Origin of the sequence: Nocardioides iriomotensis (assembly GCF_004168035.1) — a bacterium.
GTDB classification, from domain to species: Bacteria; Actinomycetota; Actinomycetes; order Propionibacteriales; family Nocardioidaceae; genus Nocardioides_B; species Nocardioides_B iriomotensis.
The window spans coordinates 462,499-482,465 of the sequence record NZ_SDPU01000035.1 but is presented as its reverse complement, the minus strand read 5'-3'; the positions used below and the strand labels follow the sequence as shown (position 1 = coordinate 482,465).

Here is a 19,967-nt window from a genome sequence, read left to right as displayed (position 1 = left end):
CGGCGCCGGGGTCACGACGGCGTCAGCCGGTCAGGACTGGTTCTTCTCCGCCGCGGCGGACAGGCCCTCCTGCAGGCTGGCCACGTCGCCGTCGGATCCGAACTTCGCGACCGCAGCCGTGACGTCGGTCAGCCAGCTGACGGACGCCGCCGCACCGTGGGCGAGCGACGACACGATCTCGTCGTTCTGCCACGACTCGATGGCGGTCTGCTGGTAGTCACCGAAGTCGTCGGTCTTCGCCTCGAGGTTGGCCGGGATCGAGCCCTTGGCCTTGTTGAAGGCCTCCTGGCCCTCGGCGCTGGCCACGGTGTCGAGCCAGGCCTCGGTGCCGTCGGGGTTCGGGCCGTTGACCGGCATCGTGAACGAGTCGGCCAGGAAGTCGAAGACACCGTCGGTGCCCGGCACCGGGAACGCCATGTAGTCGGTGCCCAGGGTCTTGTCCTGGCTGGCGAAGGCCGCCTCGGCCCAGTCGCCCATCACGTTGAACGCCGCGTCGCCGTCGATGACGAGCTGGGTGGCGTCGGGCCAGTCGAGCGACTGACGGTCGGTGTTGGTGAGGTCCATCAGCGTGGCGTAGTCGTCGAGCGCGTCGGAGACCTCGGGACCGCTCCAGTCGGTCGACCCGTCCCAGAGGCCGCTGTATCCCTCGGGACCCAGGTCGGCGAGCAGCACGGTCTCGAGCAGGTGGACCTGCGTCCAGTCGGTCGCGACGGACAGCGGGATCTTGCCGGCCGCGTCGACCTTCTTCAGCGCCGCGATCCAGTCGTCGAGCGTGTCGTAGGTGGCCTCGGGGTCGAGGCCGGCGTCCTTCAGCACGGCCGGGTTGGCCCAGACCACGTTGGCCCGGTGGATGTTCGAGGGGACGGAGTAGATCTCACCGTCCTGCTGCAGCCGCTCGAGCAGGCCCTCCGGGAAGAGCTCGTTCCAGCCCTTCTCCTCGTACATGTCGGACAGGCCCTCGATCTGGCCCTGCTCGATGTAGTCGGTCAGCTCCGCACCGGCGTGCGCCTGGAACGTCGCCGGCGGGTCGTTGGTCTGCAGGCGCGAGGCGAGGACGTTCTTGGCGTCGGAGCCGGCGCCGCCGGCCACCGCGCCGTTGACGAAGTTGAAGTCCGGGTTCTGCTCCTCGAACACCTTGACGAGGGCGTCGAGGCCCTCCTTCTCACTGCCCTCGGCCCACCAGGTGAAGACCTCGACGTCGGCGCTGTCGCCGCCTCCGCCGCCGCTGCCGCTGTCCCCACCGCACGCGGCGGTCAGGGTCAGCAGGCCGGCGGTGGCCAGCACCGCGACCAGCTTCTTGGGGGTTGCTCTCATGACGTTCCTCCGGTTCGCACGAGCTCGACCGCCGGCAGCAGGTCCGCGGTGGTCGCTTTCATTTCGAGTCAACGTATGACGGGGTTTCTGACCAGTCAATGCAGAAACCCGTGTCTTTACCGAGTTGTTTCTGTTCAACTTCGGCATAATTCGGTTAGCCTCGTCACCATGACCGAGGCGGGCGGTGCGCGTGGTGCCGTAGATACGGACGAGACGGTCGGAACGGACGAATCCGGACCGAGCGCTCTTCGGACCACGAACCGTGCCCTCGTGCTGGACCTGCTCGGCCGCTCCGAGCCGCTCAGCCGCAGCGAGCTGACCCGGCGCACCGGGCTCTCCCGCAGCACGGTCTCGAGCATCGTCAAGGAGCTGATGACCGAGGGCCACCTCGCCGAGACGTCCGGCGAGCCCGCCCCCAAGGGCACCGGACGCCCGCCGACCCGGCTGACGCTCGCCGGCGACCCACGCGTGCTGGTCGGGGTCGACATCGGCCACCGGCACGTACGCGTCGCGGTCAGCGACCTGGCCTCGGACATCCTCAGCGAGCGCGAGGTCGCCTACGACGTCGACCGCGAGCCGGCCCCGCCCACCCTCGACCTCACCGCAAAGATGGTGCGCGAGTGCCTGGCCGAGGCCGGCGCTGACGAGTCCCGGGTCGTCGGCGTGGGCATGGGCGTCCCCGGCCCGATCGACCCGCGCACCGGCACGATCGTCTCGCCGATCCTGCCGGGCTGGGTCACCCTGCAGCCGTCGGTCGAGCTCGCGGACCGGATCGGCCTCGACGTGCGGACCGACAACGACGCCAACGTCGGCGCGCTCGGCGAGCTCGTGCACGGCGCCGCGCGCGGCCACGACGACGTCATCTACGTCAAGGTCGCCGGCGGCATCGGTGCCGGGCTGATCCTGGCCGGCCGGCTGCACCGCGGCGTCACCGGCATCGCCGGCGAGATCGGGCACGTGCGCCTCGACGACGACGGGCCGGTGTGCCGCTGCGGCAACCGCGGCTGCCTCGAGACGCAGGTGGCCGCGCCCCGGCTGGTCGAGCTGCTCCGTCCGGCGTACGGCGTGGAGCTGGACGTCGAGCGGATGCTCGCGCTCAGCCGCGCCGAGGACGCCGGCGTCAACCGGATCTTCGACGACGCCGGACGGGCGATCGGGCGCGTGCTGGCCGACCTGAGCAACCACCTCAACCCCGCGGTCATCGTGGTGGGCGGCGCCGTGGGCGTCTCCCCCTCGCTGCTGCGCGGCATCCGCGACTCGGTGGCCCGCTACGCCCAGCCCGACACCGCCTCGGCGCTGCGGGTGATCCCGGGCAGCCTCGGCGAGCACGCGGGCGTCATGGGAGCGCTGGCGCTCGCCAAGGACGTCCCCGCGGTCGCCGGGCTGCCCACGGCTGCGGACCACCGGTCAGCCTGAGCCGTTGCGGCTGTTGAGGGCGTAGACCTCCAACCGCGGGTCGTTCGGCAGCCGCAGCGACACCGGCTCCTTGGCCGGGTCGAGCGGTCGTCGGCTTCGACGACTTCGAGCTCGCCGACCTGCTCGTGCCGGCGGTCACCGTCGGCGCGCAGGACCCCGCCGCCCTCGGCGCGCAGGCCGCGCACATGCTGTTCCATCGGCTGGCCGGCGACATCAGCGCGCCGAAGACGATCACCCTCCCCACCCGGCTCGTCGTACTCCACCTCGGCGCGCTGAGCAGCCAGCTCTGGCCGAGGAGTCACATCTTCGGGCTCGTCGCCGGCGAACGGGTGCACAAGGACCCCTCGATGGTCGGCCTTCGCGGAACCGCTCCGTTGGTCGGTCACACCAGCGCGCCGAGGCCCTCACCCTCTGACCGACGGGTGCGGGCCCTCGACGCGCTGGCGCGAGGCGATCAGGCCTTCTCGCAGGCGATGCCGTCCTTGTCGCGGTCGCTCTTGGTGTTGAGGCTGTAGACCTTGTTGTTGCGGGTGAACGTCGTCACTCGGGTGCCGGACGTCTTGTCGCGCGCACCGAGCTTGCCGACACCGTGCGGGTAGACCTTGTTCAGCGCGGTGCAATTGGCGTACTCCCGCGGCGCCGGGCCGGCGGCCTGAGCGGTGCCGACTCCGACGGGCAGCGCGATGACAGCGGCGACGGCCGACACCGCGAGCGAGCGCGTGATCTTCTTGGACATGGTTCCCTCCCAGGGATCGCGCGTGGCCGAGCGCCACGCGTGGCTTCAGTCGAGGGCGCACTCGTCGACGAGTGCGCGCAGCTCGGGTTCCTTCGCAAGGTTCAGCGGCGACAACGCCTTGCTGATGCCGCGCAGGTTCACCGTCGTGTCCCGGCCCGCGTGCTCCAGCACCGCCCACGGCGTCCCCTCCGGGATCCGGGCGTGCCGCTCGATGCGGGTGGCCAGCAAGGCACTCAGTCCGCCATCGGCCTCACGCCGGACAGCGACGACCGCGGCCGCCTCGAGACCGACGCCGACGGCAAGGGCCTCCTGCGCGGAGAGCAGTACGTGGCCGGCAACGAGGTCGCGGTACACCGCGGCCTGGGTGGACTTGGGCATCGCCTTGAGGCTGAGGTTGCCCGCCTTCGTGACCGACGGCATCCGGTCCGGCAGCACGTCGAGGCCAGGCACGAGCACCACGACGTTGACCGTGTCGATGTCGACGCCGAGCGCTGCCGCAGGCGCCTGGTTGTCCTCGAACGCCGCCTCGAGCGCGGGCAGCAACGTGTCCTCGTCGTTGATCATGAGGAGGCGCCAGGACTCGTCCATCGCGTCCTGCGCCCGCCGCTGCTCCGCTCGCGCCTCTCCCAGGAGGCGCTGGGCGTGGATCTCCGCGTCTGCTCGCGCGCGGTTGCGGGCGGATCGCCGCTGCGCTCGCCGGAACAGGCTCGCGGCGCGCACGTGATGCGCCTCGGCGCGTTCGACCAGGGACCGGAACGGCGGCAGCGACGGAAGCGGTGCCGTCTGCTTGACGGGCGACGCGAACTCCGCTCGGTGCAACGTGCGGATGCCACGCAGCACGGCCTCGATCCGTTGCGCCTCGCGAGCCTTCTGCTCCGCTGCCGAAGGGCCGGAGGCCGGCCGTCGGCCGGACGAGCCTCGACTCAAGGACTGGTAGTGCGTGAACGGGCCTGCGCCGGTGGAGACCCCGGTGCCGCCGCCGCCAACGTGCAGCCGGGCGGCGCGAGGACCGAGGTGAGCCCGTACTCCGCGACCGGACGCGGAGATGCGGACGCCGGGTGCGACGCGGAACGAGAAGAAGCTCGGCACGGACGTCTCCCCGTCACTCGCAGACGACGCCGTCGTTGTCGGCGTCGTCGTACCAGGCGTACTCGGGGTCGACACCACGGCGGTACGGCCCGTAACCGTTGTCGTTCGCCTCGTAGCAGTAGCTGAAGCGCGGGTCCGTCGCACCACCGCCGGACGACGAGCCACTGGTCACACCACCGAGCGCGGCAGGAGCGGTGGCAGCGAACTGTGTGCGCATCTGTCGCTTGGTGCGCTCGACCGCCGCCGTAACGGCGCGCGTCCTGGCGGCCTTGGCGGCGCGCTGGACGCGGCGCAGGTCCTGACGGAGGTCCTGCTTGACCTCGGCGACGCGGTCGTCCGCGCGCTCCTGCTCGACGGCGACGGCGTCGTCCACGGCCTCGTCGACTGCCGCGTCGACGGTTTCCTCCACGGCGGCTTCGACCTGGTGGTCGATGTCCGCCTGGTCGACGGCGGCGGAGATGTCAGCCGGCTCCGGCGTCGCCGTGGCCGAGGTCGACCCACCTGCGCCCACGAGCAGCCCGAGCACCACACCTGCGACCGCGGCACCGCCGACCTGGGTTCCACGGCGGCGCAAGATCGGCGGCTTCCGGCTGAAGTAGCCCGGGTACTCGTGGACAGGCGGCAGCGACTGCTCGGACATGGATGACTCCCCCGTTGAGACGAACAGTCCCAGTCTCGCTACCGTCCCGGCCGCGCGTCCTCGGAATGTCCAAACCGGCTTGCGCTGCATATCACACCGGCCGCATCCCCTCCGCGAGCCGGCCGAGCAGCCCGGCCACCAGCGCGGTCTGGTGCGGGACCGTGGCGGGGTCGATGTACTCGCCCCGGGCGTGCGCGCCTTGTCCGACCGCACCGAGTCCACAGAGGACCGGCTTGCCGAGGGCGGCGACGAAGTTTGCGTCGCTGGCACCGCCGACGCTGACGTCGCGCAGCGGCGAGCCGAGGTCGGCCGCCACGGCCTGGGCCAGGTCGAGGAGCGGCCGGCTCGCCGGCCCGAGGGTCATGGGCGGCCGGTTCCAGCCGTGCTTCACCGTCAGGCTGACCCGGTCGTCACCGGTCTCGAGCGCGTCGAACTCCCGGTCGACCCGGTCCTGCTCGGCGACGTCGGCGACACGTACGTCGACCAGCGCGGAGGCACGGCCGGCGACCACGTTGGACCCCGAGCCGCCCTCGACGAGACCGACGTTGACCGTGGTGCCCACCTCCGGCCGGGCGATCCGCGCGGCGTCGCCGATCACCCGGGCGAGCGAGTGGATGGCGCTCGCACCGGCCTCGGGGTCGAGCCCGGCGTGCGACTCGACGCCCGCGGTCTCCAGCCCGAAGATGCCGATGCCCTTGCGGCCGGTCTTCACCGCACCGCCGACGCTCGGCTCGAGGACGAGCGTGGCGTCGGTGCCCGTCGCGACGGCCTCGATGACCTGGCGCGAGAAGATCGAGCCGATCTCCTCGTCGCCGTTGAGGACGAACGTGACGGTCGGGGTCGGGGCGCCGCTCTCGCGCAGCAGCCGCAGCGCCCAGATCCCCTGCACCAGGCCGGTCTTCATGTCGAAGATCCCCGGCCCGGTCGTGCGGAGCCCGCTGTCGACCTCCTCGGTCGTGACCGGCCACCCCGCGAGCGTTCCGGTCGGCCAGACGGTGTCGTAGTGCGCGAGCAGGGAGACGTGCCCGCCACCGCTGCCTGCGTACGTCGCCGTGAGGACGTCGCCCTTGTCACCGCCGTCGTGCCGGCGGGACTCGGAGGGGTCGCCGAGGTGTTCGTGTAGCAGCCCGTCGACGTGGTCGAGGCCGCGGTCGAGGGCGGCCTTGTCGTAGCTGGACGTCTCCACCTCGACGAGGGCGACGACGTCGCGCAGGATCGCGTCGACGCGTTCCGTGGCCTGGGTCAGCAACGCGCGGCTCACGGCATCGCTCCCACGGGCGCGCCGGGACCGAGGGGCAGCCCGACGAGGTACCAGGCGAGGAAGAAGAGCACCCACACCACCCAGATCACCGCTGCCAGCGGGATCGTGTACGACGCCAGCGTCCCGATGCCGGCCGAGCGGCGGAAGCGCTGCACGAAGCCGAGGGCCATCACGAAGTACGGGCTCATCGGCGTGACGCAGTTGGTCACCGAGTCGGCGACGCGGTAGATCGCCTGCGTGGTCTCGGGGTTGATGTCGAGCAGCATCAGCATCGGCACGAAGACCGGGGCCGCCAGCGACCAGAGCGCCGACCCGCTCGTGATCACCAGGTTCATGAGGGTCACCAGGACCGCGATACCGAGCAGGACGGCCCAGCCGGGCGCGGAGATGTCGCGCAGCGACTCGGCGCCCTTGATCGCGAGGATCTCCCCCAGGCCCGTCCACTTGAAGTAGGCCAGGAACTGCGAGATCGCGAAGAACAGCACCAGGATCGGCGCCATCGAGCGGATGCCGTCGACCATGGCCTCGACGACCTCGCGCGGGCGGCGGATGGTGCCCGCGGCGGCGCCGTACACCGCGCCCACGAGCGTGAAGAACACACCCAGCACGAACGCCATCCCGACGAAGAGCGGGGAGCTCACGACGGCGCCGTCCTCGCCGCGCAACGGCGATCCGGGAGGCGCGACGGCCACGACCAGGAGCAGCACGTAGCCGAGCGCGACGAGCCCGGTGATCCGCAGGGCACGACGCTTCGTCGGGGTCGACTCCAGGCTGGCCTCGTCGGCGGCGATGTCGGCGTCGTCGTCCTCGGTCTCGAGGTCCGGGCGGCGCGAGAGGATCTTCTCGGTCACCAGCGTGATCACCAGCGCGATGAGCACCGACGACGCCAGCCCGAAGAAGTAGTTGTCGACGGGCGTGACGACGTAGGACTCGTCGATGGTCTGGGCCGCCGCGGTCGAGATGCCCGACAGCAGGACGTCGGTGGTGGTCAGCGACGGCGACGCGTCGTACCCGGCACTGATCGACACGAAGGCCACGATCGCGCCGAGCGCCGGGCTGCGCCCCGCGGCCTTGAACACGAGGGCGCCGAGCGGGATCAGGGTGACGTACGCCGCGTCGCCCGCGACGTGCCCGACCATCGCGGTCATCGACAGCGCGAAGGTGAGGTAGCGCCCCGGGACGCGCGAGACCATCGCGTGCAGCAGGCTGGTGATCAGGCCGCTGCGCTCGGCCACCGCGATGCCGAGCATGACGGTGAGGATCGTGGCCAGGGGCGGGAAGGCGGCGAAGTTGGTGACCGCCTCCCCGATCATGTAGGCGATGCCCTCCTGGCTGACCAGGCTCTTGGCCGCGACGACGTCGTCGGTGCCCGGCGCGGTCGCGCTCACGTCGAGCGACGCGAGCAGCCAGCTCAGTGCGATCACGACGACGGCGAGCAGCCAGAACAGCCAGAACGGGTGCGGCAGCTTGTTGCCGACCCGCTCGATCGCGCTGAACGAGCGGAACGCCGCCCGCATCGCCCGCGACTGCGGTTCGGTGGCAGTGGTGGTGGACATGCACGTCCTTCCCGAGATGTGGTGTGCAGGTTGAGGGGCGGTGGGCGGTCAGCCCAGGTGGGCGGCGAGGTCGACCAGGCGGTCCTCGCCCATCGGGCCGCCGCCCTCGAGCTCGCGGATGTGCCGGAGCAGCCGCTCGGTGAGCGGGGTCGGAACCCCGAGCCGGCCGGCGACCCGGATCACCTCGCCGTAGTGCGTCGGCACCTCGGTTCTCCGGCGCCGCACGGCCAGGTCGCGCCAGATGCCGCTGCGGTCCTTGGACTGGGTGCGCAGCCAGGCGACGAGGCGGTCGGTGGCGGCTTCCCGCGCGCCGGCGTCGCTCCCGGCGTACGACGCGGGGTCGAAGGCGTCGAACTGCTCGAGGGTGATGCCCTCCGCAGCGGCGACCGCGAAGATCTCGGCGGCGAGTGCGTGCATGACCGGGCGGTGCCGGTCGATGAGGTCCGCCATCGGGGCGTCGGCGAGCGCGGTCGCGGTGAGCATGGCGCCGAAGCCGAGCTTGGACCAGAGGAAGCCGTGGACGTTGCCCGTCGCGCGGGCCGGCCCCCAGGCCTGGAGGTCGTCGACGACCGACCGGACCCGTGCCGACCCGGTGCCGTCGAGCTCGCCGATCACGAGGGCACCCAGTCCCCCGTCGCGGATCTCCCCCGGACCGGTGACGTCGGCGAACAGGTTGACGAAGGCTCCGACGGTGCGGTCGGCGCCGACCCTGTCGGCGATGGCGGCCTCGTTGAGGCCGTTCTGCAGGGACACGACGAAGCCGTCGGCGGACAGCCGGGGGACGACCCACGCGAGAGCGGCGTCGGTGGCCTGGGCCTTCACCGCGAGGATCACCCGGTCGACGACCTCGGGTCCGCCTTCGTCGGGCGTGACGGCGGCGGCGACGGGCACGACCGAGCGCTCGCCGTCGCGGACGATCGCCAGCCCGTGCTCCCGGATCGCCGCGACGTGCCCCGGGTCGGCGTCGACGACGGTCACCCGGTGGCCCGTCCGGGCCAGGTGGTGGCCGAGGGTCCCGCCGATGGCACCGCCTCCGACGATCGCGTAGTCGTGATGGCTCACGAGGCGAGCTCACCTCCGACCTGCAGGGGTGTCGCGTGGTCGTGGTGCAGGGGCAGGTCGGTGGTGCCGGCCGTCGCTCCCCCGTCGACGCGGAGCACGGCCCCGGTGGTGAACGACGCCGCGTCGGACGCCAGCCACAGGGCGGCGGCGGCGACCTCGTGGGCCTCACCGGGCCGGCCGAGCGGGTTGCGCGACACGGCGTCGCGGTAGGCGTCGGTGACCGGGTTGACCGGGCTGTCCACCGTGATGAAGCCGGGCGCGACCGCGTTGACCCGGATCCCGGAGGACGCGAGCTCGACGGCGCACGCCTTGGTCGCCATCTCGAGGGCCGCCTTCGAGGTGCAGTAGTGCGCGGCGCCGGGACGGGCCCGGGTCGCGGCACCCGAGCTGATGTTGACGACCGCACCGCCCCTGCCCTGCGCCGCGAACGCGACGGTCAGCAGGACCGGCGCACGGACGTTGACCTGCTGCACCCGGTCCCAGGCCGCGGCCGTCATGTCCGCCAGCGGCGTCGCGGGGTAGATGCCGGCGGCGTTGACGAGCACGTCCACCGGGCCGAGCCGTTCGGCGGCCCGCGCCACGACCGCGCCGCACTCCGGGTCGGCCAGGTCGAGGACCTCCGCCGCGGTGCGCACTCCGTGCTCCGACGCCAGGCGTGCCATCAACGCCTCGAGCTGCTCGGCCCGCGCGTCGACGCCGGTGACGTGGTCGCCGTTCGCCCCGAAGGCTGCGGCGCAGGCCGCGCCGACACCGCCCGCGGCGCCCGTGACCAGCACGTGCCTCGCGACGGTCACGCGGGTGCTCACGCGAACTCCTCGTCCTTCGTCTCCGGCATCGTCGCGTAGACCACGCACCCGATCAGCGCCGCGGCCGCGACGTACATCCAGGTCAGGTCGCGGTAGCCGTTCTCCGCCATCCAGGTCGTGATGTACGGCGCGGTCCCGCCGAAGAGCGCGACGGCGGCGGCGTACGGCAGACCGATGCCGGTCGAGCGCACCTCCGGCGGGAACTGCTCGGACATGATCACCGCGCAGTTGGCGGAGTAGCCGGTGAGCAGCGCGACGCCGATCAGCTCGACGACGAGCAGCGTGCCGAAGCCGGCGCCGTCGAGCAGCTGGAACGCCGGGTAGGCGAACAGCAGGAACCCGAACGCGAAGCCGAACATCGTCGGCTTCCGACCGATCCGGTCCGACAGCAGCGCCACGAACGGCAGCAGCACCATGAAGAACGCGACCGCGATGAAGTTGGCGGCCAGCCCCTCCTGCAGCTCGACGTCACCGGTGGTGCTGGCGTAGCCCGGCATGTAGTTGAGCCAGATGTAGTACAGCAGCGTGCCGGCGATGGTGATCCCGACGACGCGCAGCGCAGCCAGCGGGTGGTCCTTGAGGATGCCGACCAGCGGGTGCTTCCGCTGCGTGCGCCCCGACTCGGAGGCGCGCGTGAAGCTCTCGGTCTCGGAGACGGACACCCGCAGCCACAGCCCGACCAGGCCGAGCAGGCCGCCGACGGCGAAGGCGATCCGCCAGCCGTACGACGCCATCGCCTCCTCGCTCAGCGTCGAGGTGAGCACGTAGCCCGTGCCGGAGGCGATCAGCACGCCGGAGGCCACCGACACCTGTTGCCACGAGCCGGCGAAGGCCCGGCGTCCCGGGGCGGCGGACTCGACCAGGAACGACGACGAGGACCCGAACTCGCCACCCGCCGAGAACCCCTGCACGAGGCGGGCCAGCAGGAGGACGAGCGGTGCGGCGATGCCGATCGCGGAGTACGTCGGGACCACGGCGATCACCAGCGCGGCGCCGGCCATCAGCGCGATGGTCAGCGTCAGGCCCTTCTTGCGGCCGTTGCGGTCGGCGTAGGCGCCGAGCACCGCGCCACCGATCGGGCGCATCACGAAGCCGACGGCGAAGATCGCCAGCGTCGACAGGAGGTTGACGGCCGGGTCGTCGCTGCCGAAGAACTGGCTCGCGAAGACCGGGGCGAGCGTGGCGTAGAGCGCCCAGTCGACCCACTCGACGGCGTTGCCGATCGAGCCGGCGACGATCGCCTTGCGTTGCTCTCCGGTGAGCTTGGGACTGGCGGCCGCGGGCGCGGTGGACTGCGTGGTCATGACGGGTCTCCTCCCGAGGTGGACGGACCGGGGCGCAGCAGGTCGGCGACGTCGGCGTGGGTCGCCCACCAGACGTCGTCGTGGGCACGGATGTGCTCGAGCAGGGCACGCAGCACGACGAGCCGGGACCGGTGCCCGATCACGTGCGGGTGCAGGGTGAGCTGGAAGAGGCCGCCCTCGGCGCGGGCGGCGTCGAACTCGTCGATCCAGATCTGCAGCGCCGACCGCGGCGGCATGTAGGGCCGGAGGCCGGAGTAGCGCTGCATCATGAAGTACGGCGCGTCGTCGCGGATCCACTCGACGGGGATCTCGACGACGCCGGTGTCCTGGCCGTCGGCGAGGATGAGGTAGGGCTCGTCGTCGGCCATCAGCGACGAGTCGTAGGTGAAGCCGAGCTCGCGGATCACGTCGAGCGTGTGGTCCGAGAAGTCCCAGCTCGGCGTCCTGATCCCGGTCGGCCGGGTGCCGGAGAGCCGCTCCAGGGTGTCCATCGCGCGACCGGTCAGCTCCAGCTCGTCGGCGTGGCCGAGCAGGGTGTTGCGCTCGTGGATCCAGCCGTGCACCGCCACCTCGTGACCTCCGGCGGCGTACGCCTCGACCTCGGCGGGGTGCAGCAGCGCGGACACGCCCGGCATGAAGAACGACGCGGGCACCTCGAGCTCGGCGAGCAGGCGGAGGATCCTCGGCGCGGCGGCGCGGGCGCCGTACTCCCCCGCCGCCAGCAGGCCGGGGCTGGTCTCGCCGTCCCGCAGCGGAATGGTCTCGTGGTCGGAGTCGAACGAGATCGCCACGGCCACGGAGGTGTCGCCGGGCCAGCGGTCGGGCGTCAGCGAGGCACCCGCGCGCACGCGTTCGACGTGACCGCGCCAGGTCGGCTCGTCCCACTGCCAGGGCTCCGCGCGCGTCGCCGAGTCGCTCGTCATCAGTGCACCCCTTCGGGCCGCGGGCGGCCGTCGTCGTCGATGGGCACCCAGGCGCGCTTGAGGGCCTGGACGTGGAGGGTCAGGTCCGCGGCCTGCACGCCGGGCAGCCGGCCGACGATCTCGGTGGTGTACGGGTAGAGGTCGCCGTACCCAGGCAGGACGCCCTGGGCGATGAGCGTGTGCCGGCCGGTGGCGGCGGAGACGTAGCGGGTCGAGGGGTGCTTGGCCAGGCGCTCGCCGACCTCCTCGATGTGGGCCGGGTCGACGGTGAGCCAGAGCAGGAACTCGACGTCGTAGCCGAGGACCGGCGACTCGAACAGGGTGCGGAAGCGCAGGCAGCCGCGCTCGACGAGCGACTCCACCCGGCGTGCGGCGGTGGACTCGCTGACCCCGACCTGCTGGGCGATCGTCGCGTAGCTCGCCCGCCCGTCGGCGGCCAGCACGTGGGCGATCGCCAGCTCGGACTCGGTGAGCCGCTCGGGCTCGGTCCAGGCGCGGTGCGCGTAGTCCACGACCTCCCGGCCGGCGCGCAGCTCGTCGACGGCTGCGCCGTCGAGCAGGTGCGGCGACCACTCCTCGAAGGCGCTGAACTTGCGGATCACGAGGACCGACTCGGTCTCCACGACGTCGTCGATCGCCTCGAACTCGCCGATGACCCGGAGGATGTCGCGGTGGCTGTCGACCACGACCTCGGCGGTGACGTCGTAGGAGCCGGTGACCACGGCGACGAAGCGCGGGCGCGGGTGCGCCGCGACGGCGCGGGCCACCTCGAGCGCGCGACCGGGCCGGGCCCGCAGCCGGACGTAGACCGACACCCCCAGGCCGCAGCGCAGGTGGTCCAGCACGCCGGTCACGGCCACCGCCCGGTCGGCGAGCAGCTGCTGGCCGCGCCGGGTCACCGTCGACTCCGGCGCGTGCAGCGCGGAGGCGATCCGGCGCCACGACGCGCGGCCGTTGACCTGCAGCGCCGCCGCGATCTGCCGATCGGCGGCGTCCAGGTGGGGATAACCGGGCATCTCTTTACCTTGGGTGACTGGAATCCCCATTGTCAATGCTCAGATGCGGGAAATCGTCGCGCGGCCCTCCGTGACTGAGGCGTGCCACCGCCGTGCCACGATGGGCGCGTGGACGACGTCGAGATCCTCACCGCCCGCGACGTGCCCCTCGGCGGGCCACGCGCGATGACGGTGCGCCGCACCCTCCCGCAGCGCGCCCGGTCGCTCATCGGCGCCTGGTGCTTCGTCGACCACTACGGTCCCGATGACGTCGCGACCACCGGCGGCATGGACGTCCCGCCGCACCCGCACACCGGCCTCCAGACGGTGAGCTGGCTGTTCACCGGCGAGATCCAGCACCGCGACACCGTCGGCGTGGTCGCGACCGTCCGGCCCGGCGAGCTCAACCTGATGACCGCCGGGCACGGGGTCGCGCACTCGGAGGTGTCGACCGCGGGCACGACGGTGCTGCACGGCGTCCAGCTCTGGCTCGCCCTGCCTGCGGCGGCCCGCGGCGTGAAGCGCGACTTCGCGCACCACGTGCCGCAGGCCCTCGAGGTCGACGGCGTGACCGTGCGCGTCCTGCTCGGCAGCCTGGCCGGCTCGACGTCGCCGGTGCCGACGCACTCGCCGCTGCTGGGCGCGGAGCTCGTGCTGCCGCCGGCCGCGGCGGTGACGTTCGAGGTCGACCCGGCCTTCGAGCACGGGCTGCTGGTCGACGCCGGCGACGACGTGCGGCTTCAGGACACGACCCTGGAGCGCGCCCAGCTCGGCTACCTGCCGGCCGGCCGGGACCGGCTCACCGTCGCCAACGACGGGCCGGAGCCGGCCCGCGCCCTGCTGCTCGGCGGGACGCCGTACGACGACGACCTGGTGATGTGGTGGAACTTCGTCGGCGGCTCCCACGACGAGGTCGTGCAGGCACGTGAGGACTGGGAGAGCGAGTCGGACCGGTTCGGCCGGGTCGAGGGGTACGTCGGCGGCACCCAGCGGCTGCCCGCTCCCCCGCTGCCGGGCGTGCGGCTCAAGCCGCGCGAGCTGCACCCGGCCGCGACGGACGCGAGCGCCTGGGGCTGATCAGCCGCGTTGCACGTGGATGTCGTTGCCCGGCCCCAACGGTAGGTCGAAGCCGTAGAAGACCAGCAGGATCACCGCCCACACCACCCAGAACGGGATGACGAACGGGAACAGCCGCGCCATCAGCGTGCCGAGCCCGGCATCCGGCTCGTAGCGGCGGACGAACGTGAGCAGCACGATCATGTACGGGTTGAGCGGCGTGATGATCTGTGTCGCCGAGTCGCCGATCCGGAACGCCGCCTGCACGAACGCCGGCTCGTAGCCGATCAGCCCGAACATCGGGACGAACACCGCCGCCATCAGCGTCCACATCGACGACCCGGACACGATGAACAGGTTCAGCACCGAGCAGAGCAGGACGAACAGCAGGATCACCGGTACGCCGGTCAGCCCGATCGACTGCAGGCCGTCGGCGCCCGCGACGGCGATGCCCGACCCCACGCCCGACCAGTCGAAGAGCGCGATGAACTGGCCGAGGATGAAGGCCAGCACGATGAACGGGACCATGTCCTTCACCGCGGCGCCCATCAGCCGCGGCACGTCCCCCAGCCCGTCGATCGTCCGCGCGACCTTGCCGTAGACGAAGCCGCCGACGGCGAAGAACGTGAAGACCACGAAGACGATCGAGTCGAGCAGGGGTGACTCCGGCAGGTAGTTGCCGTCCTCGTTGCGCCACGGCGACATCGGCAGCAGGACCGCGACGACCATGACCACGGCAACCACGACGAGCGCGACGACGGCCGCGACGAGCCCACGGCGCTCCTCGCGCGTGAGCGTGGTGGTGACCTCGTCGGTGTCGCGGATCGCCGTACCGTCCTCGTCCTCGTCGACGATCTCGTCGCGGGGCACGTCGAGCCGCGTCATCCGGGGCTCCAGCACGCGGTCGATCAGCAGCCCCGCGACGAGGGCGAGGACGACCGAGGCGACGACGTTGAAGAAGTAGTTCGAGAGCGGGTTCACCGGCGCGGCGAACTGCTCGAGCAGCGGGACGGTCGGCACGACCGCGGTGGTGATGCCCGCGAAGAGGGCGTCGAGCGACGTCGGGAAGATGCTGGTCGAGTAGCCGGCGCCGACGGCCGCGAACCCGCCGAGCAGGCCGGCCATCGGGTGCCGGCCCGCGGCCTTGAACGCCATCGCGGCCAGCGGCGGGACCACCACGAACGCGGAGTCGGCCATGATCGAGCCGACCACGCCGACGAAGCCGACGGCGTACGGCAGCATCCAGCGCGGCGAGGCGCCGATCGCGGTGCGGATGCCGGCGGAGAGGAAGCCGGTCTTCTCGGCGATGCCGATGGCCAGCAGGATCGTGACGACGGTGACCAGCGGCGGGAACTCGATGAAGTTCGGGCCGAGGTTCGCGGTGAACCAGGCCAGGCCGGGGCCGGTGAACAGCCCCTGGATCGCGACCGGGTCGTCGGTGCCGGGCACGGTGACGGTCACGTCGGCCCAGGCCAGCACCGTCGAGACGACGCCGACGAGCAGGAACAGGTAGAGGAACAGGTTGAACGGCTGCGGCAGCCGGTTGCCCGCGCGTTCGAGGGCGGAGAGGAACCGGTCGCCGAAGACCTTCGGCTCGGTGTCCGGGCCGGACTGGTTGAAGCGTGTGTCTGACATGTGCGCGTCTCCCGAGATGGATGCGGTGCGTCAGTCGACTGCCAGTCGAGGGTCAGTCGAAGTAGTGGGCGACGTCGATGGCGCCGCCGGCGCTGTCGAACTCCTCCTTCACTGCCGTGGCCAGGTCGTCGTCGAGAAGCAGGTCGAGGGCGGTGACGGCGAGCCCGTAGGCGCCGTCGGTCGCGGCCCGCTCGGCCTCCGGGGAGCCCGCCGCCTCGGCGAACTCCGGGGTGTGCAACGCGGTGTCGAGGCCGGCGATCTTGATCAGCGGGTGGATGCCGGGCACCCGGTAGCTCACGTTGCCGAAGTCGGTCGAGGCCGCGATCGTCTCGGAGATGACGCCGGCGGGCAGCGGCGCGCGGCCCCGCGCCTGCTGGGTCAGCGCCCACCGCTCGGTCAGCGGGTCGTTCGCGCGGACCGGCAGCGAGGGCGGGTGGGTGTCCCAGTCGATCTCGACGTCGACCCCGGCCATCAGGGCCGCGCCGCGCAGCACGTCCTCGACCCGGCGGCTGAGGTCCTTGAGCGTCTCGGCGTACTTCGACCGGACGTAGAGGTCCATCCGGGCGGTCCGCGGGATCACCGAGGGACGGGCGCCGCCCTCGGTGACGATCGCGTGCACCCGGTCGACCGGCGGGACCTGCTGCCGCAGCACGCCGATGCCCTGGTAGGCCAGGCTCGCCGCGTCGAGGGCGTTGCGTCCCATGAACGGTTGCGCGCTGGCGTGCGCCGAGACCCCGGTGTACGTCGCCGTCAGCACGCGCCGGCCGAGCCAGACCTGCTCGGCGACGTCCTCGCCGTACGGGTGCACCATGATCGCGGCGTCGAGGCCGTCGAACGCGCCCTCGCGGGCGAGGTACTCCTTGCCGGTGTGGCCCTCCTCCGCGGGCGTGCCGAGGAAGACCACCCGGCCCTGGAACGCCGACGGGTCCTGGTCGAGCAGCCGGGCGAGCGCGATGGTCGCGCCGACCGCGGTCGCGGCGATCACGTTGTGACCGCAGCCGTGGCCGATCTCCGGGAGGGCGTCGTACTCCCCCAGCACCGCGACGGTGCGGTGCCGGGCCGGGTCGAACCCGGCGCTGGTCACCTCGGCGCGGACCGCGGTCTCCAGCCCGTGCACCCCGGCCGTCGCGTCGATCCCGTGCCGCCCGAGCAGGTCGGCGATCCGCCGGGCGGAGGCGTGCTCGGCGAACGCCGTCTCCGGCTCCGCGTGCAGCGCGTGGACCAGTGCGTGCAGGTCCGCGGCCAGGTCGTCGACGTGGCCCGCGACGGCCTTGGTCAGCGGCTCCGGGGCGCCGGCGTGCGGCGACGTCAGCGGCGCCGTGCGCGCGGCACGGCGGGCGGTCTCCTCCTCGACGCGGTCGAGGTAGGCGGTGGAGGGGGCGAGCGGTGCCGGCACGCCGAGTTCGTGGTCGGACATCGCCGCCACGCTAGGAGAGATGCCGCCGAACCGCCACCCGTCCGCCCGACCTAGGCTGGGGACCATGCCCGACTGGTCCCTCGTCGCCCGCTCCCACGTCGCCGCCGTCCTCGCCGAGGGCGTCCGGTTGGGGCCGTCGGAGTTCCTGGCGCGCTACCGGTTCCGGCGGGCCAAGGCGTCGACCCTCTGGTACGGCGGGCAGGAGTTCGACCCGATCGCGGTGCTGGGCGTCGCGTACGTCCAGGCGTCCGGGCGCGGGGTCGACGCCGCGGACCTCGACGAGCCGGCCGCGGCCCAGGTGCTGAAGACGCTCGGCTTCGACGTGGTCGTGGACGAGGACGCGATGGCGAACCTGCCCCGCCCCACCCGGCGCGCGTCGTCGAGCACGGGGTCGAGCGGGTCCGGCGGGTCCGGCCGGGCGAGCGGGTCGGCCTCGTCGGGAGCTGCCAAGACCCCGCGTGCTCCCCGCGCGACGCGCACGGCGGCGCCCGCGGCCCCCAAGCGGGCCAAGCCCGCGGACGCGCCGGCCAAGATCTGCCCGACCTGCTTCATGGCGCTGCCGGCGACCGGCATCTGCGACAACTGCGACTGACGTCGGCCGGTCAACCGGTCAGCTCGCCGACCCGGTCGGCGAGCCCGGACGCGGCCAGCGCCATCAGCGCGACGAGCACGACGACCAGCGCGGCCGCGACCACGGCCGGCACCCGGGACCGGGTCTCGTCGGCGGACCGCCCCGTCGCGCTCTCGCGGTGGTCGGCGAACCCGGTGTCGAGCGACCGCAGGGCCGCCTCGACGCGCACCCGGGCCGCCTCGACGTGGGCCTTGTCCAGCACCGCCGGCAAGCCGGCGAGCGTCGAGCCGAGGTCGGTGGCCGCACACGTCGTGACCGGCTCGTGCCCGAGGTCGGGATGCGCCGCGAACGACGGCTGCGCCTCGGCCACGACCACGACGCCGCCGGGCCCGACGAGCACCTGGTCGACCCGGGCCGCGCGTCGCTGCGCCGCGGTCACCCGGACGCGCGACCAGCCGTCGGGGAGGTCGCGGGCCTTGTGTTCCGGTCCGGGCACCCGCTCGCGCCGGGACGCCCGCCCGCGGATGCGGTCGGCCTGCTCGCGGGCACGACGGATCCGTTCCTCGTCGTCGCGCCCGGCCATGTGTCGACCCTAATCCGCGGATGCGCCGTGATCAGGCCGGTGACGCCACCCAGCGGTTGCGGCAGCGCAGGCAGTGCCGGTCCTCGGGACCGTCGACGACGCAACCGATGAACCACACCCACGGTGGGGCGGCCGCCACCTCCTCGGGGAGCGGCATCCCGAAGGCGAGCACGTGGACGTCACCGCTGCCGCAGGCCGGACAGCTGCCGGGCAGCGGCCACTCGGTCACGCGCGACCACCCTCGGACCAGGTGGTGCCCGCGCCGAACAGGCCGGGCCCCTCGGGCGACACGTCGTCGAGGCCGGGCAGCGTCACGTCGGGCTGCCGGTGGCGCCGCGGGCGGTCGCCGGTGCGGCGGGCCGCCTGGCGCTCGAGGACGTGCCGAAGGGTGCGCCGCAGCAGCCGCAGCCACGCGGCGGCCTCGTCGTCCTCGGACGCCTCGCACCACTCGATCACCGCGAGCACGGTGGAGCGGTCCCAGTCGCACACCTCGGCGACCAGGCTCGGCGTGAGGGTCCCGGGCGCGTCGAGGTCGAGCTGCCGGAGCAGCCGCACCGCCTCGGGCTCGGGCGGCGCGAGGTCGAACAGGTCGGCCAGGACGTCCTCGTCGAGCAGGACGTCGTCGGTCAGGCCGTCGTCGGGCTCGAGCTCCGGGTCCGCCTCGGCCTCCGGCTCGCGCTCGACGCCGCCGCCGACCCGGCGCGCGAGGGCCGGCGCGACGCGGTCCACGGTGCCGCACATCACCTCGAGCATGTCGCGCAGGTGCGCGGGCGCGAACGGCAGCGCGGGGACGAGGATCTCGGCCATCACCGCGTCGCCCACCACGGCGAACGAGATCAGCCGGTGCTCGTTGTTGAGCTCGTTGACCTCGAACAGCGCGGCGTCGTGGTCCTCGATCCCGTGCACCACACGGCAGAAGATCTCCACGACGGGCATGTCGTCGCGCACCCGCACGAACACCGTCGCGGTGCCGGCCGTCACCGGGATGTCACCGTCGTCGTCGCGGTGCGGCTCGTGTCCGAACACGGGCGTGAGCGCGCCGTCGACGAGCGCGACCAGCTCGTCGCGGTCGGCCGGACGGGTGGCCGTCGGCTCGTCGCCCGTCGCGGGTACGTCGTCGGGGTCGTGCTCGACGTACCGGGTCGCGCCCCGCTCCACCTCCAGGCCCTCGGCCAGCAGGAAGGCCGGGTGCGGCACGCCGAACACGTCGCGCAGCGCCGCCACGGCCATCACCGCCAGCCGGTCGGCCTCGCCGGTCGGCGCGTCCTCGGTGAAGTTGGCGTCGTCCTCGTCGCCGGGTGCCGTCCAGCCGAGCGCGACCAGCGCGTCGACCGACGCCGCGTCGAGCAGCCGCCCCGGGCGGAGCCAGGCGTTGGACGACACCTCGGCGTGCACCCGGCCGTCGCCGTGCCCCAGGAACTGCACGTAGGGCTCGGCCCCGCCGAGGTCGTCGGCGAACGGCACGTCCTCGCCGCGCTCGGCCTCGACGACCAGGATGTCGTGGTCGGCCATCGCGGCGACGTGGTCGGCCAGCCGCCGGCGGAAGGCCGCCCAGGCGTCGTCGCCGGCACCGTCCAGGGTCCAGAAAACGCTCATCGATCCC

Annotated in this window: 19 protein-coding genes and 1 pseudogene; 4 read left to right on the top strand and 16 right to left on the bottom strand. The window is 72.7% G+C overall.

Annotated elements, in window-relative coordinates:
* Positions 1-30 precede the first annotated feature (30 nt).
* Positions 31-1,314, bottom strand: a complete 1,284-nt coding sequence (locus ETU37_RS22080; protein WP_129989475.1) for an ABC transporter substrate-binding protein — start codon at positions 1,312-1,314, stop codon at positions 31-33.
* 75 nt (positions 1,315-1,389) lie between these two features.
* Between ETU37_RS22080 and ETU37_RS22075 the strand changes: the two genes are divergently transcribed.
* Both ETU37_RS22075 and ETU37_RS22070 read left to right on the top strand, forming a co-directional pair.
* The gene (locus ETU37_RS22075) at positions 1,390-2,730 is read left to right on the top strand and encodes an ROK family transcriptional regulator (RefSeq protein WP_338068639.1); all 1,341 of its coding nucleotides are present in this window, start codon (positions 1,390-1,392) and stop codon (positions 2,728-2,730) included.
* A gap of 95 nt (positions 2,731-2,825) precedes the next feature.
* Positions 2,826-3,245 (top strand): annotated as a pseudogene (locus tag ETU37_RS22070) (substrate-binding domain-containing protein); the annotation flags it as partial.
* Here ETU37_RS22070 and ETU37_RS22065 read toward each other — a convergent pair.
* The 10 genes from ETU37_RS22065 to ETU37_RS22020 form a co-directional block, all read right to left on the bottom strand.
* Positions 3,185-3,466 carry an excalibur calcium-binding domain-containing protein gene (locus ETU37_RS22065; protein ID WP_129989473.1) on the bottom strand — a complete coding sequence of 94 codons (282 nt, stop codon included), beginning with the start codon at positions 3,464-3,466 and terminating at the stop codon, positions 3,185-3,187. The pseudogene ETU37_RS22070 and the gene ETU37_RS22065 sit on opposite strands and share 61 nt — an antisense overlap.
* Before the next feature lie 45 nt (positions 3,467-3,511).
* Positions 3,512-4,555: a DUF4236 domain-containing protein gene (locus ETU37_RS22060; RefSeq protein ID WP_129989472.1), complete on the bottom strand. Its 1,044-nt coding sequence runs from the start codon at positions 4,553-4,555 to the stop codon at positions 3,512-3,514.
* A 13-nt stretch (positions 4,556-4,568) separates the two neighbouring features.
* On the bottom strand, positions 4,569-5,195 hold the full coding sequence (locus tag ETU37_RS23525) for an excalibur calcium-binding domain-containing protein (protein ID WP_206054116.1): 627 nt from the start codon (positions 5,193-5,195) through the stop codon (positions 4,569-4,571).
* A gap of 91 nt (positions 5,196-5,286) precedes the next feature.
* Positions 5,287-6,456 (bottom strand): M20 family metallopeptidase, encoded by a 1,170-nt coding sequence (locus ETU37_RS22050; protein ID WP_129989471.1) that lies wholly within the window; start codon positions 6,454-6,456, stop codon positions 5,287-5,289.
* Entirely contained in the window at positions 6,453-8,012 is a 1,560-nt protein-coding gene (locus ETU37_RS22045) for an AbgT family transporter (RefSeq protein WP_129989470.1), read from the bottom strand. The genes ETU37_RS22050 and ETU37_RS22045 overlap by 4 nt, the downstream gene beginning before the upstream one ends.
* Positions 8,013-8,060: 48 nt before the next feature.
* Entirely contained in the window at positions 8,061-9,074 is a 1,014-nt protein-coding gene (locus ETU37_RS22040) for a ketopantoate reductase family protein (RefSeq protein WP_129989469.1), read from the bottom strand.
* Positions 9,071-9,880, bottom strand: coding sequence for an SDR family NAD(P)-dependent oxidoreductase (locus ETU37_RS22035; protein ID WP_206054115.1), 810 nt, complete (start codon positions 9,878-9,880; stop codon positions 9,071-9,073). The genes ETU37_RS22040 and ETU37_RS22035 overlap by 4 nt, the downstream gene beginning before the upstream one ends.
* Positions 9,877-11,184, bottom strand: coding sequence for an MFS transporter (locus tag ETU37_RS22030; RefSeq protein WP_129989468.1), 1,308 nt, complete (start codon positions 11,182-11,184; stop codon positions 9,877-9,879). Before ETU37_RS22030 ends, ETU37_RS22035 begins: the two co-directional genes overlap by 4 nt.
* Entirely contained in the window at positions 11,181-12,107 is a 927-nt protein-coding gene (locus ETU37_RS22025) for a polysaccharide deacetylase family protein (RefSeq protein WP_129989467.1), read from the bottom strand. Before ETU37_RS22025 ends, ETU37_RS22030 begins: the two co-directional genes overlap by 4 nt.
* Entirely contained in the window at positions 12,107-13,123 is a 1,017-nt protein-coding gene (locus tag ETU37_RS22020) for an Lrp/AsnC family transcriptional regulator (protein WP_129989466.1), read from the bottom strand. Before ETU37_RS22020 ends, ETU37_RS22025 begins: the two co-directional genes overlap by 1 nt.
* A 108-nt stretch (positions 13,124-13,231) precedes the next feature.
* Here ETU37_RS22020 and ETU37_RS22015 point away from each other — a divergent pair, with 108 nt between their 5' ends.
* The gene (locus ETU37_RS22015; RefSeq protein WP_240755888.1) at positions 13,232-14,179 is read left to right on the top strand and encodes a pirin family protein; all 948 of its coding nucleotides are present in this window, start codon (positions 13,232-13,234) and stop codon (positions 14,177-14,179) included.
* On the opposite strand, the gene ETU37_RS22010 is transcribed toward ETU37_RS22015, so the two are convergent.
* A complete protein-coding gene (locus tag ETU37_RS22010) occupies positions 14,180-15,793 on the bottom strand; it encodes an AbgT family transporter (RefSeq protein ID WP_129989465.1) in 1,614 nt (537 codons plus the stop codon).
* A 52-nt stretch (positions 15,794-15,845) separates the two neighbouring features.
* Positions 15,846-17,210 (bottom strand): M20 family metallopeptidase, encoded by a 1,365-nt coding sequence (locus tag ETU37_RS22005; RefSeq protein ID WP_129989464.1) that lies wholly within the window; start codon positions 17,208-17,210, stop codon positions 15,846-15,848.
* Positions 17,211-17,274: 64 nt separating this feature from the next.
* On the opposite strand from ETU37_RS22005, the gene ETU37_RS22000 reads away from it, so the two are divergent.
* Positions 17,275-17,802, top strand: coding sequence for a ScoMcrA-related endonuclease (locus tag ETU37_RS22000; RefSeq protein ID WP_129989463.1), 528 nt, complete (start codon positions 17,275-17,277; stop codon positions 17,800-17,802).
* A 10-nt stretch (positions 17,803-17,812) separates the two neighbouring features.
* Here ETU37_RS22000 and ETU37_RS21995 read toward each other — a convergent pair whose 3' ends face one another.
* Genes ETU37_RS21995 through ETU37_RS21985 form a run of 3 tightly spaced genes read right to left on the bottom strand, consistent with a single transcriptional unit; the run spans position 17,813 to position 19,960 of the window.
* The gene (locus tag ETU37_RS21995; protein ID WP_129989462.1) at positions 17,813-18,364 is read right to left on the bottom strand and encodes a hypothetical protein; all 552 of its coding nucleotides are present in this window, start codon (positions 18,362-18,364) and stop codon (positions 17,813-17,815) included.
* Positions 18,365-18,395: 31 nt separating this feature from the next.
* The gene (locus ETU37_RS21990; RefSeq protein WP_129989461.1) at positions 18,396-18,593 is read right to left on the bottom strand and encodes a hypothetical protein; all 198 of its coding nucleotides are present in this window, start codon (positions 18,591-18,593) and stop codon (positions 18,396-18,398) included.
* On the bottom strand, positions 18,590-19,960 hold the full coding sequence (locus tag ETU37_RS21985) for a T3SS (YopN, CesT) and YbjN peptide-binding chaperone 1 (protein WP_129989460.1): 1,371 nt from the start codon (positions 19,958-19,960) through the stop codon (positions 18,590-18,592). The genes ETU37_RS21990 and ETU37_RS21985 overlap by 4 nt, the downstream gene beginning before the upstream one ends.
* Positions 19,961-19,967 lie beyond the last annotated feature (7 nt).